The sequence below is a fragment of the Cupriavidus sp. D39 genome (assembly GCF_026627925.1).
GTDB lineage: Bacteria > Pseudomonadota > Gammaproteobacteria > Burkholderiales > Burkholderiaceae > Cupriavidus > Cupriavidus ulmosensis.
Window position 1 is genome coordinate 2295570 of sequence record NZ_JAPNLE010000009.1, and the last position, 12591, is coordinate 2308160.

The 12591-nt window shown below is 64.5% G+C and carries 12 protein-coding genes, 1 tRNA gene and 1 pseudogene; 8 read left to right on the forward strand and 6 right to left on the reverse strand.

Annotated features, from left to right (window positions below; genetic code table 11):
- Positions 1–25: 25 nt before the first annotated feature.
- Positions 26–985 (reverse strand): transposase, encoded by a 960-nt coding sequence (locus OMK73_RS22690; RefSeq protein WP_267604024.1) that lies wholly within the window; start codon positions 983–985, stop codon positions 26–28.
- Positions 982–1389, reverse strand: a complete 408-nt coding sequence (locus tag OMK73_RS22695) for a hypothetical protein (RefSeq protein ID WP_267604025.1) — start codon at positions 1387–1389, stop codon at positions 982–984. Before OMK73_RS22695 ends, OMK73_RS22690 begins: the two co-directional genes overlap by 4 nt.
- A gap of 127 nt (positions 1390–1516) precedes the next feature.
- Here OMK73_RS22695 and OMK73_RS22700 point away from each other — a divergent pair, with 127 nt between their 5' ends.
- On the forward strand, positions 1517–1732 hold the full coding sequence (locus OMK73_RS22700) for a helix-turn-helix domain-containing protein (protein ID WP_267604026.1): 216 nt from the start codon (positions 1517–1519) through the stop codon (positions 1730–1732).
- Between the two features lie 166 nt (positions 1733–1898).
- Here the strand turns inward: OMK73_RS22700 and OMK73_RS22705 are convergent.
- Positions 1899–2202 (reverse strand): annotated as a pseudogene (locus tag OMK73_RS22705) (transposase); the annotation flags it as partial.
- Between the two features lie 122 nt (positions 2203–2324).
- On the opposite strand from OMK73_RS22705, the gene OMK73_RS22710 reads away from it, so the two are divergent.
- The 3 genes from OMK73_RS22710 (at position 2325) to trmB (ending at position 4347) form a co-directional block, all read left to right on the forward strand.
- A complete protein-coding gene (locus tag OMK73_RS22710; RefSeq protein WP_267604027.1) occupies positions 2325–3272 on the forward strand; it encodes a hypothetical protein in 948 nt (315 codons plus the stop codon).
- A gap of 156 nt (positions 3273–3428) precedes the next feature.
- Positions 3429–3503 (forward strand) — tRNA-Gly (locus OMK73_RS22715).
- Positions 3504–3579: 76 nt separating this feature from the next.
- Positions 3580–4347, forward strand: coding sequence for a tRNA (guanosine(46)-N7)-methyltransferase TrmB (gene trmB / locus OMK73_RS22720; protein ID WP_267604030.1), 768 nt, complete (start codon positions 3580–3582; stop codon positions 4345–4347).
- Positions 4348–4461: 114 nt separating this feature from the next.
- Here the strand turns inward: trmB and OMK73_RS22725 are convergent, their stop codons facing one another.
- The 3 genes from OMK73_RS22725 to OMK73_RS22735 all read right to left on the reverse strand — a co-directional run bounded on the left by OMK73_RS22725 (position 4462) and on the right by OMK73_RS22735 (position 6410).
- Positions 4462–5343 (reverse strand): undecaprenyl-diphosphate phosphatase, encoded by an 882-nt coding sequence (locus tag OMK73_RS22725; RefSeq protein WP_267604031.1) that lies wholly within the window; start codon positions 5341–5343, stop codon positions 4462–4464.
- Positions 5344–5545: 202 nt separating this feature from the next.
- On the reverse strand, positions 5546–6106 hold the full coding sequence (locus OMK73_RS22730; RefSeq protein WP_267604032.1) for a DUF1439 domain-containing protein: 561 nt from the start codon (positions 6104–6106) through the stop codon (positions 5546–5548).
- A 19-nt stretch (positions 6107–6125) separates the two neighbouring features.
- Complete coding sequence (locus OMK73_RS22735) at positions 6126–6410, reverse strand: YkgJ family cysteine cluster protein (protein WP_267604033.1); 285 nt, start codon at positions 6408–6410, stop codon at positions 6126–6128.
- A 168-nt stretch (positions 6411–6578) separates the two neighbouring features.
- On the opposite strand from OMK73_RS22735, the gene OMK73_RS22740 reads away from it, so the two are divergent.
- The 4 genes from OMK73_RS22740 to OMK73_RS22755 all read left to right on the forward strand — a co-directional run bounded on the left by OMK73_RS22740 (position 6579) and on the right by OMK73_RS22755 (position 12577).
- Positions 6579–7364, forward strand: a complete 786-nt coding sequence (locus OMK73_RS22740) for a TetR/AcrR family transcriptional regulator (RefSeq protein ID WP_267604034.1) — start codon at positions 6579–6581, stop codon at positions 7362–7364.
- Positions 7361–8485: an efflux RND transporter periplasmic adaptor subunit gene (locus OMK73_RS22745; protein WP_267604035.1), complete on the forward strand. Its 1125-nt coding sequence runs from the start codon at positions 7361–7363 to the stop codon at positions 8483–8485. Before OMK73_RS22740 ends, OMK73_RS22745 begins: the two co-directional genes overlap by 4 nt.
- A gap of 12 nt (positions 8486–8497) precedes the next feature.
- Entirely contained in the window at positions 8498–11704 is a 3207-nt protein-coding gene (locus OMK73_RS22750; protein ID WP_267604036.1) for an efflux RND transporter permease subunit, read from the forward strand.
- A gap of 219 nt (positions 11705–11923) precedes the next feature.
- The gene (locus OMK73_RS22755) at positions 11924–12577 is read left to right on the forward strand and encodes a protein-L-isoaspartate O-methyltransferase family protein (RefSeq protein ID WP_267604037.1); all 654 of its coding nucleotides are present in this window, start codon (positions 11924–11926) and stop codon (positions 12575–12577) included.
- Positions 12578–12591 lie beyond the last annotated feature (14 nt).

Genomic DNA, 12591 nt, shown 5'->3' on the forward strand with positions numbered 1-12591 from the left:
CATAGACCCACCCCTTTCAAAGTGATTAGACGACACGTCCAGCCTTGATGACACGGGCGGTAGAAACATGCCGCCGTGCTACGCATCCGGCCACATAGCCGTTCTTCTTCGGCGCTTTCGGTCCCCGCGTATGTTTGCGCATCGCGCGGGGATCAACGTGCGTCGCCATCTTGATCAACTCGCGACCGAGCTGAGCTGGGGTGAGGAGGTCATAGGCCTGCCACACCTCGGGCGGCACCGCGATCATCATGCCGGCATAAGTTGCCCGGATTTCGCTGGCGAGGTAATACGGTGAGAGCTCGATGTCGCTGGTATCCAGCTCATGCCGGATTCTCATCGCAGTCGCAATCACGCTCAGTACGTTATACGCGAGCGCCGCCACGCCGAAGGCCAGCAGCGCCGCGCGCGGTTGGCTCAACGAACGAATCTCACTGTTGAGCACCGATTCCAGCCGCTGAAACATATTCCCTATGCTCCAGCGTCGCCGGTATAGCCGGGCGACGGCCTCGGCCGTCAGATGGGCGGACGGGACATTGGTCAGCAGGCGGATGACGGTGTCACCATCCTCGGTGGCGCCATCCAGATGCAGCTCGATGCGCCGCAGCACCAGCGGCGCGTTCGATTCATCTGGGATGCTGACCGCTTGCTCGTACACGATGCCGGTTTCGACCCGGCCCATTTCGCGTAACGGATCCAGCTCGCTGGGGCTCGGATTGCGGCCGTGCTCCCGCACGATGAAGGCGCTGCCGCGACGCTGCCACCCGGCAAGAATCGCCCGGGTGCTGAAGTTGCGATCGGCGATCCACAGTTCGGCCGGCTGGGCCGATGCGAGCAGGGTTTCCATGATGGCCCGCTCCTGGGCGTGCGCATCTTCACAGGGCACCAGATCGACGATCATCGCCGTGCCCGGGTCATAGACGACCAATGACTGCCCTGGCAAGGCCGCGGGCACGCCCACGGCCAAGACGGCTAAGCCGATCGTCATAGCGATGCTCCCAGACTACAGTGTGAGATATAGGGATATAACTCCTGCCTGACCGCGTGGACGCGGCTCGACAGAAACAGTGGATCTGCCAGGCTGAATTCAAAGCGCAGCACCTGGTTGCGGATCCGGCGCCAGTGGCAGGGCAGCGCGCCTCTGCCCTGCCAGTAGGCGGTACAGGCGGCCACGCACTGTACGGCTGCCTGGTAGTGGGCCAGCTGGCCCTCCTGGTATTGCAGGTAGGCCGCCACCAGCCGCTGCAGTTGCAGCGCGGCAGCCTGCTGGGGAGCAGGAAGGCGAAACGGCCGCTGCGCCAGGGTGGCCCCTAGGGCGTGGTACGGCGCGGCCGTCCGGGCGAGATCGCCGGCGTGGCGTGCCGTTTGCCAGAGGACAAACATGCCGCTCATGGTGAGAGTGTGCTCCGGTTCGGCGCCGGCAAGGGGATGCCGACGCCGACATAGCATAGCCAACCTCGCCCGGAATGTCACGATTAGTGTGTGGCCGATTAGTGTGCACCCTCCCACAGTAGGGGCCATGAAAACGATCCTACGCCGTCGCTTTGGCAAGCGCATTCGTGAACTTCGCCAAGCCACCGGCCTGTCCCAGGAAGCCTTTGCCGATCATGTGGGCTTTGCCCGCACCTACATGAGCCGGATTGAGACCGGCGCTGCCAACCCGTCGCTGGACGCGATCGAAGCGCTGGCCACGGCGCTGCGGATCAGCGTGGCGGAACTCTTCAGCACACTTTGAGCGCGGTGATCTGCGATCCTTGGGTCCCTAACAGGCTGCTGAAACAAACGATGAAGCTTTCCCTGTGCGGTTTTTGTGCCCCGCATTTTTCACAGTCCGGAAGCTGCGCGTCACTTCATCACCTTTTTCAGTGATTGGGGGCCGGTTTCCGGCCCCATTGCCGCGATTACTGCAACTGCGGACGGATTCGTCCCAGCGAGCGCATGCGCACGAGGTTGTAGGTGGCCATGCTCAGGACAAACCACTGGTCGACCTTCTTCAGGCTGCGCGCCATCACCTGACGCATGCGCCCCACTGTATTGACCCAGCCGAAGCCCTACTCGATCAGCTTGCGCGTTTGCTGCGAGATGACATAACCCTCGCTGCGAGCAATGGCATCAGGAACGGTCCGAGCGTAGTCCCGAGGTGTTTTGTGCCACGTGCGGCGTCACCTTCATCTCCAGGCATGCGTGAATGTGTTGATTTGCATCCAAATCTGACCCAGGTAACGCTGGTTTTTGCATCGAATGTTGACCCACGTATAGAACACTGTCCTGCTCGGGAACCCTAGACAGACCAGCGGGTCCGTCTACTGACATTTAGGCGGCGCAAGATGGAAGTCCTGTTTCTGGACCAAAACAAGTGGATCGAACTCGCCCGCGTGCGAGCAGGTGTGGTGACCACGGGTCCAGCGTACATTGCCTACGCAGAACTCCACGAGGCCGTCGACAAAGGCCGAGTCATTGCCCCGTTGACGGTCTCTCATATCCTGGAGACATCCAAGCGCAACGACCAAACAAGTCGTACGCACGTCGTCGAGGTACAGTCCGCCCTTAGTAAGGGCTGGGTCTTCAGAAGTCGTGAAGCCCGAATTCTGATCGAGATGCGGAACGCGTTGCACTCCATATTCGAGGAGTCCCCGGTTCAGTTTGACTTAAACTGGGCCATCGCTCCAAGTTTCATGCAAGCGTTCGAGACTTTCGACACGCTCGTGGCTTCGCATACCGAGGCTACTACATCTCGCTTCCTGAATGAGCACGTTGATCCGAAGCGTCAATACATCGACTACATGCTCGATCAGGACGACCAGCGCCGTCGAACGGCCCATGCCGCATTCTCCGCTGAATCGGACGCGCTTCTTGCCAGAATCGAACAACGTCGCGCGCTCATGAGAGGCGCAACAATCGATTTGCGCTGGCGAGCATATGCGGCTCTGCTCTTCTACGATCATCAAGGCTATGTTGCCCACATGCTCGAGGTCATTGGGCATACCGTAGATGAAATGAAGCAGCTCGGACCGGAGGCAATTGTGACGTTCATCCGAAACGTTCCAACTTTGAACGTGGAGGCTGCGTTAGCCACTCGCCTGGAGGCGCAGACCGGTTCTCTGGAGCCGAATGACATTCGCGACATGCAGTCCTTCTGCGCCACCATTCCATACGCAAACCGTCTGGTTGCGGAGAAAAGTTTCATTTCCCTGGCACGGCAAGCCAAGCTGGATGCCAGTTATCAAGCTGGCTTGTACACGAACCTGACAGACATCAGTGGCGTGTACAAATGACGCGTACCACTCAGACAAATGGAGACTCAAGAGTCTGGTTGCGAAAGTAACGCCAGCGTACCCAGCAAGCCGAGTGGCAGTGGATACACTTTTCAATGCAGCAGCCAGCACGGGCGCTTGCACTTGCCGGGGAATCCCGCGTAGAATCGCGGTTTCGCGGGCGTCGTATAATGGCCATTACCTTAGCTTCCCAAGCTAAAGACGTGGGTTCGATTCCCATCGCCCGCTCCACCTCAGATTGAGACGAGCCGCCTTCGCCACTGGTCGCATGCCCGATCAGGATTCGCCCGGCGGCTTTTTTGTTGCCATGCTCCCCCAAGACCCGAGTTCCGACCCGACGCCAGCCGACGACGCTGACAACGCGCCCGCCAAGGCTGCCGACGGCAGCGACGTGGCGCATCCGCGCCGTATCCGTTCCTTCGTGCGCCGCGCGGGGCGAACCTCCACCGGCCAGCAGCGTGCCATCGATGACCTGGGGCCGCGCTTTATCCTGCCCTACGCACCGCAACCGCTCGACTGGGAGGCCACGTTTGGCCGCGCCGCGCCGGCGATCCTCGAGATCGGGTTCGGCATGGGCGAGACCACCGCGCATATCGCGCAACTGCGCCCCCAGGACAACTTCCTGGGCTGCGAGGTGCATGAACCCGGCGTGGGCGCCCTGCTCAAGCTGCTGGGCGAGCGCGAGATCGGCAATGTGCGGATCATGTCGCATGACGCCGTTGAGGTCATCGCGCACATGCTGACGCAATCCTGCCTGGACGGCGTGCATATTTTCTTCCCCGACCCGTGGCACAAGAAGCGCCACAACAAGCGGCGCCTGGTGCAGCCGCCGCTGGTCAAGCTGCTGGCCGACCGCCTCAAGCCGGGCGGCTACCTGCACTGCGCGACCGACTGGGAAGAATATGCTCACCAGATGGTGGAAGTGTTGTCGGGCGAGCCCACCCTGGCCAACACCTCGGACGCCGCCGACGGCTTTGCGCCGCGGCCGGACTACCGCCCGGTGACCAAGTTCGAACGCCGCGGCGTGCGGCTGGGGCATGGCGTGTGGGACGTGGTGTTCCGCAAGCGGGCCTGAAGGCGAAGGCCGCGCCGAGAGACGGCGCACAATAAAAAAGCGTGGCCTGGAGCCACGCTTTTTTATTCCTGCGACAGTCGCCGGTGCTACCTATTGCGACTACCGCGACCGCCTTCAAGCATGCCAGGCGATCAGCCCCGAGTACGCGGTCGCCAGCACAACGATGCCGAAGATGATCCGGTACCAGGCAAAGGGCTTGAAGTCATGGGTGGCGACAAAGCGCAGCAGCCAGCGCACGCACAGGAAGGCGGACAGGAAGGCGAAGACGAAGCCGATGCCGAAGATGCCCAGGTCGTCGGCGGACAGCAGCGCGCGGGACTTGTACAGCTCGTAGACGGTGGCGCCGAAGATCACCGGGATCGCCAGGAAGAAGGAGAACTCGGTGGCCACCTGGCGCGACAGCCCGAACAGCATGCCGCCGATAATGGTGGCGCCGGAACGCGAGGTGCCCGGGATCAGCGCGAAACACTGCGCCAGCCCGACCTTGATCGCATCGCGCCAGTGCAGGTCGTCGACCGACTCGATGCGCGGTGCGCCGGCCTTGGCGGCCTCCAGCAGCGCGTTGCCTTGCGGGTGGGAGACCTGGCCGCGATGGCTTTCGCGCCATTCGGCCCACAAGATCACCACACCGCCGATGATAAACGCGGTGGCCACGGTGATCGGGTTGAACAAGTGGGCCTTGATCCACTTGCCGAATACGAGCGCCAGCACGATCGCCGGCACGGTGGCCACGATCACATTGATGGCAAAGCGCCGGGCCTTTTCATCGGTGGCCAGTCCGCCCACCACGGTGACGATGCGGTGGCGGAACTCCCAGCAAACCGCCAGGATGGCGCCGAACTGGATCACGATCTCGAAGATCTTGCCTTTTTCATCATTGAAGTCGAGCAGCTGGCCGGCGAGGATCAGGTGGCCGGTGCTGGAGATGGGCAGGAACTCGGTCAGTCCTTCGACGATGCCGAGGATCACGGCTTTCAGGGCGAGGGCAATATCCATGCTGATTGGAATGAGTGGAATGCTGAATGGAGGAGCAAAGGAAAAGCCAGGAACAGGCCGAGGACAAGCGAGCAAAAAGGAAACGAGCAACCGTCAACCCTATGCCATCAGCCACGCACCAGGCGCCAGGAATCACGACTATCCGCCACGACCATGACACCGGAGTGGCTGTGCAAAGCGCATGCCTGCGCGTGGCGCGTCATCAAGGACGATTGATCTTGACGTTGATCCCGTTGGGCAAAACGGTGATTGTACCGGGTTCGACACTGGCGCCGGCGAGGCGCAGCTCGTCGGGACGGAAGGTGTAGAGCGGATAGCCCTGCAACAACTGCTCCGCAAGGATGCCGCCGAGCGCATTGAGCTGGCGCGTGAATTGAGGCGGCAGGCCTTTGACGTCGAACTGCTGGACCTGCGGATCCTGCAGCACCACCGCGCGGCTGGCCGGATCGTAGCGCAGACCGCTGTCCAGCGCGAAGCGGCCTGCCAGCGGCTCGCCGAAGAACAGGCGGTTGTTTACGGTGGCGTCGAACTGCACGTTGACCCGGTTGCGGCTGGGATCGAGCGTGAGCTGCGGGTTGGCGAGCTGGATGTCGAACAGCTCCATGTAGCGCTTGTTGAACGGAAACTTGCGCTCCAGGGCCGATTGCAGCTGACTCTGTGAGAAGGTGTAATCGTTGCCCATCATGCCGCAGGCAGCCAGTGCCGCGGCCAGCGCGGCGGTGCCGCTTGCTGCCAGCCAACGCCGGCGAGTGATCATGACCATCTGTTTGTTCCTTGCGGGTTCAGCCGGCGCGGCCAGGCGCGGTGGCAACCTCGAGTTGCGTCAGCCAGGCCAGCGCATGCCCGCGGGTTTCGCCGCACATGTCGGCAGAGGGCTTGAGCCCGGCGCAAAATGCCGGCCGCGTGGGCTCGCCAAAAATCGCGCAGCGCCGGTCGGGCAGCAACTGCACACAGGGTACGCCGGCCGGCTTGCCGCCGGGCATGCCGGGAATCGGCGAGGTGATGGAGGGCGCGGTGCAACAAGCGCCACAATCGGGCCGGCAGGAGAGTTCAGACTGATGGGACATGGCAAAGGTTCAGGCGCGGACGACGCCCGGCAGCCCGTATTGTGCCCCAAGCCGTTCGGCCCTCCCCGCGCTTGACCGCCGGATTCCGCTCCACTACATTACTGACCCAAGAGTTATTAATTAGCAAATCTCGCGGCGCGCCCGCCCGCAGAGGTGCGCAGCGCCCCAGTGAAAAATCCTCCAGGCCAGAATCAGGAATCCGCGAACACCAAACGCTGGGCTCGCCGCAAGGCAGCGCGCCCACAGGAACTGGTGGCTGCCGCGCTCGATCTATTCGTCGAACGCGGCTATGCGGCCACCCGGCTGGAAGATGTCGCTGCCGCGGCTGGCGTGTCCAAGGGCACGGTGTATTTGTACTTCGCTAATAAGGAGGAGCTGTTCAAGACGGTGGTGCGCGAAAACCTGGTGCCGACCCTGACCAGGGGCATCGACCTGGTGGAGAACTACCAGGGCTCGACGCCGGAGTTGCTCAGGGAACTGCTGCGCGGCTGGTGGGGTCTGGTCGGGGCAACGCCGGTAGCCGGCCTGACCAAGCTGATCATGGCCGAATCCAGCCATTTTCCTGACATTGCCCAGTTCTACCATGAGGAAGTGGTGCTGCCGGGAGATGAGTTGTTCGCGCGCGTGCTCAAGCGCGGTGTGGCGCGTGGCGAGCTGCGAGACATGCCGGCCAACCCGACCACAACGCTGATCTGCGCGCCGCTGATGTTCCTGATGCTGTGGCAGCGTGCGTTCAGCGCGTCGTCGCGCATCGAGATCGACCCCGAGGCGTTCCTCGACAACCTGCTCCAGATGTTGCTGTTCGGCCTGACCACCGGCGCGGCGCGCGATACGCCGCTGCCACCTAAGGTCGGCCCCTACGTCTGGGAACAGATACAACAAGAAGCCCTGGCACAAGCGCAGGGGCAGCAGGCCGCGCGGGAGACCCCGGCGCAGCCGCCGGAGACAGCATGACCCGACGCAAGAAAATCCTGATCGCCGCGGTCGCCACCATCGCGGTGATTGCCGTGCTGAGCGCCGCTGCCGCCGTGCGCAAGGCGAGCAACGGCAAGCACGGCGCTGCCCCGGCTGCCGGGGCGCCCGAGTTGGTGGAGTTCCTGCAATCCGACCTGGTCGATGCCGCTACGCAAGACTTGCGCGTGTCGCTGCCGCTCTCGGGCGGGCTGCGGGCGCTCAACCAGGCCTCGGTCAAGGCCAAGGTCTCAGGCGAGGTGCAGCAGGTGCTGGTGCGCGAGGGCGAAGCCGTGCGCGCTGGCCAGGTCATCGTGCGCATCGATGCGACCGAGTACCAGGCCAAGGTGGCGCAGGCGCGCGGGCAGATGCTGGCGGCGCGCGGCCAGTACGAGAATTCCAGGCAGACCTTCGAGCGCAACCGCGACCTTGTGGCCAAGGGCTTTATCTCCAAGACCGCCTTCGACAGCTTCCAGAGCAACCTGGACGTGGCGCACGCCAATCTCGACGCCGCCCAAGGCGGCCTTGAAGTCGCGCAGAAAGCGCTCGCCGACACCATCGTCAAATCGCCGCTGGATGGCCTGGTGGCCGCACGCGCGGTGCAGCCGGGCGAGAAGGTCTCGCCCGACACGCGCCTGATCGACGTGGTCGACCTGCGCGCGCTGGAACTCGAGGCGCCGATCCCCATGGCGGATGTGGCTCGCGCTGCCATCGGCCAGGCGGTGCAACTCGATGTGGAAGGCAGCGGCCGCTTCGAGGGCAAGCTGGTGCGCATCAACCCGGCGGTAAGCCAGGGCACGCGCAGCATCACGGTCTATGTGCGGGTGGACAATCCCGAGGCGCGCCTGCGCGCGGGCATGTTCGCCCAGGGCGCGCTGGTGCTCGGCCACCACGCCGGCGTGGTGGCGGTGCCGGCCACGGCGGTGCGCAGCGATGGCGAGCGCGCCTTCGTCTACAGCGTGGAGAATGACGTGCTGGCGGAACGCCAGGTCCAGCTTGGCATCCGCGACGATGCGAGCGGGCTGGTGGAAATCACCAGCGGGCTGGCCGCCGGTGCCAAGGTGGTGCGCAACAACCTCGGCACCCTTCGCGCGGGCAGCCGCGTCAAGCTGATCAAGGCGTAGGAGCCCCCGCCCATGTGGTTCACCCGCCTGTCCATCCACAACCCGGTGCTGGCCACCATGATGATGATGGCCTTCATCGTGATCGGCCTGTTCTCCTACCAGCGCCTGCCGGTTGACCAGTTCCCGGACATCACCTTCCCCATCGTCGTGGTGCAGACCGAGTACCCCGGCGCCGCGCCGGAATCGGTGGAGTCCGACGTCACCCGCAAGATCGAGGAAATCGTCAATACCATCTCCGGCATCGACGAGATCTTCTCGCACTCCTACCAGGGCACCTCGGTGGTGGTGATCAAGTTCGATCTCTCCGTCGATGTGGGCCAGGCCGCGCAGGACGTGCGCGACAAGATCGCGCTGATCCGCCCGCAGTTCCGCGACGAGGTGAAAGACCCGCGCGTGCTGCGCTACGACCCGTCGGACGCGCCGGTGTTCTACCTGTCCGTGTCGAACGCGCCGGGCGCGCAGCGCACGCAGCGCGAGCTGACCACCATCGCCGACCAGATCGTGCGCAAGCGGCTGGAGACCGTGCGCGGCGTGGGCGCCATCAGCCTCGTTGGCGGCACCAAGCGCGAGGTCGAGATCCGCATCCGCCCCGCCCAGCTGGAGGCGCTCGGCATCGGCGTGAACCAGGTGATGGACGCCATCCGCAACGAGAACCAGGAACTGCCCGCGGGCGAGCTGCGCTCCACCTCCACCGAGACGGTGGTGCAGATCAAGGGCCGCGTCATCACGCCGGATGCCTTCCGCCACATCATCGTGGCGCGCCGCGCGGGCCAGCCGGTCACGCTGGAGCAGGTCGCCGACGTGCGCGACGGCGAGGAGGAGCAGGAAAGCCTGGCGATGCTGGACGGCAAGCGTGCGCTGTTCCTGGCGGTGGTGAAGGCACAGGGCCAGAACACGGTCGACACCGTCGATGGCCTGATCAAGATGACCGACGAGGTGCGCAAGCTGGTGCCCGCAGGCGTGCAACTCGCCGTGGTCAACGACGCGGCACGCGGCATCCGCAGCAGCGTCAAGGAAGTCCGCTCCACCCTGCTCGAAGGCGCCTTCCTGACGGTGGCCATCGTCTTCCTGTTCCTCGGCTCATGGCGCAGCACGGTCATCACGGGGCTGACCTTGCCGATCGCGCTGATCGGCACGTTCGGCGTGATGTATATGTTCGGCTTCACGCTCAACGTGATCACGCTGATGGCGCTGTCGCTGTGCGTGGGCCTGTTGATCGACGACGCCATCGTGGTGCGCGAGAACATCGTGCGGCACAACCTGATGGGCAAGGACCATCGCACGGCGGCGCTCGACGGCACCAACGAGATCGGGCTGGCGGTGCTGGCCACCACCTTCTCCATCGTGGCCGTGTTCCTGCCGGTGGGCTTCATGGGCGGCATCATCGGCCGCTTCTTCCACCAGTTCGGCGTGACGGTGGTGGCGGCGGTGCTGATCTCCATGTTCGTCTCGTTCACCCTGGACCCGATGCTGTCCTCGGTCTGGCACGACCCCGACCTGCACGGCACCGGCAACAAGAAAAGCCTGTACGGCCGCACCGTGGGCCGCATGCTGGACTGGTTCTCGGCGCGCATGGATGCGCTCGGCCACGGCTATGGCTCGATGCTGGGCTGGGCGCTCAAGCACCGGCTGGCCACCGCCATCATCGCGGCGGTGACGTTCTTCGGCAGCTTTGCGCTGGTGCCGCTGATCGGCACCGAGTTCGTGCCTGCCGCCGACCTCGGCGAAACGCAGGTGGGCTTCACCACGCCGGTGGGCACATCGCTTGCAGTTACCGAAGCCAAGGTCAGGCAGGTGCAGGCCGCGCTCAAGGCCTTCCCCGAGGTGGCCTACACCTACGCAACCATCAATTCGGGCAATACCTCCGGGCGCAACAACGCGCTGGTGTCGGTGCGCCTGACCGAGCGCCGCGCGCGCAAGCTCACCACCACGCAGCTCAACCCGATGATCCGCGAGCGCATGGCCAGCATCGCCGGCATTACGCTGACCATGGTCGGCATGCCGGACGGTGCCGGCGGCCAGAAGGCACTGCAGGTCTCGATCCAGGGCGACGACCTGGAAACACTGCGGCGCCTGTCGCTGGAAGCCAGCCGGCGCATGGCCGCGGTGCGCGGCCTGACCGACCTCGACTCCAGCATGAAGGACGACCGCCCCACGGTGGAAGTGCGCATCCGCCGCGAGCTGGCGTCCGACCTGGGCGTGGGCATCGTGCAGATCGGCAACGCGCTGCGCCCGTTGCTGGCCGGCGACGCCATCAGCTCATGGCGCGCGCCCGACGACCAGAACTATGACGTACGCGTGCGCCTGCCCAAGGACGCCCGCACCGGCATGGCCGACCTGAGCGCGCTGATGATCGCCAGCAGCCAGAACAACACGGATGGCTCGCCGCGCATGGTGCCGCTGCGCCAAATCGCGGAACTGATCCCGACCACCGGCGCCAACCAGATCAGCCGGCGCGACCTCTCCCGCGAAGTGGAGCTGACCGCCAATACCGCGGGCCGCTCGCAGGGCGAGGTGGCACGCGAAGTCAAGGCGGCGCTGGACGGGATGAACTGGCCTGCCGGCTACAAGTACCGCTTCGGCGGCTCCACCAAGTCGATGAACGAATCGTTCGGCTTCGCGGTGTCGGCGCTGGCGCTGGCGGTGATCTTCATCTACATGATCCTGGCCTCGCAGTTCGCCAGCTTCTTCCAGCCGATCGCCATCATGACCTCGCTGCCGCTCACGCTGGTGGGCGTGTTCGCGGCGCTGCTGCTGTTCCGCTCCACGCTGAACATGTTCTCCATCATCGGCTTCATCATGCTGATGGGGCTGGTGACCAAGAACGCCATCCTGCTGGTGGATTTCGCCAACCAGGCCCGGCGCGGCGCCGACGGACAGCCGCCGATGTCGCGCGAGGCCGCGCTGATCGCAGCCGCGCGCGTGCGGCTGCGGCCGATCCTGATGACCACGCTGGCCATGATCTTCGGCATGGTGCCGCTGGCCTTCAGCCTGGGCGAAGGCGCCGAGCAACGCGCACCGATGGGCCAGACGGTGATCGGCGGCATCATCACCTCGTCGATCCTGACCCTGGTGGTAGTGCCGGTGATCTATACGTACCTCGACGACTTCAGCGCGTGGCTGGGCCGCAAGTGGCGCGGCAAGCAAGCCGTGGCGACTCCCGCCACCGCGCCCGAAGCCGGCGACACAGCGGCGCACAAGCCAGCAAGCGCGGAATGAGGCAAGCCGCCCCAAAAGCCCTGAGAAGGCCGGGAGTCAGCCCGGAATGGCGCAGCCATGGCCGGACTGCGGCATCGAGGCCACAACCTGGGCGACGCGCTTGGGCAAGTGTCTTGGCGCGGGGTTAAAATGTTAGGTTTGACGGATTTCCCCGGCCCCTGGCACCGCGCGGCCGGAACTCTGAACTGATTAGCGGTTGGCATTGGAAGGAATGGCAAGATGGACCTCGAGAAAGCCCGATTCAATATGATCGAACAGCAAATCCGCCCCTGGGATGTGCTGGATCAGGAAATCCTGGACCTGCTGGCGGTAGTCAAGCGGGAACAGTTCGTGCCGCAGGCCTACGCCGCGCTGGCCTTCGTCGACATGGAAATCCCGCTGCCGGGCGGCCAGAACATGCTGGCCCCGCGCGTGGAAGCCCGCATCCTGCAGGACCTGGCCGTGCGCAAGCATGAGCAAGTGCTGGAAATCGGCGCCGGCTCCGGCTACATGGCCGCCCTGCTCGCTCACCGCGCGCGCCACGTGCTGACCGTGGACATCCTGCCGGAGCTGGCAGAGCTGGCCCGCAAAAACCTGGCCGACGCGGGCGTAACCAATGTCGACGTGGCCCAAGGCAATGCCGCCACCGGCTGGGCCGCGAGCGCCCCGTACGACGTGATCTGCATTTCCGGCGCGCTGCCCTCGGTGCCCGCGTCCATCCTGTCGCAAGTCAAGGTTGGCGGGCGCATCGCCGCCTTCGTCGGCGCGCTGCCGGCCATGGAAGCGCAGATCATCACGCGCGTCAGCGAGACCGAGTACAAGACCCTCAACCTGTTCGAGACCGCCGTCACGCCGCTGATGGGCGCCGAGCAGCCGTCGCGCTTCCAATTCTGAGCGGGAAACAAGAC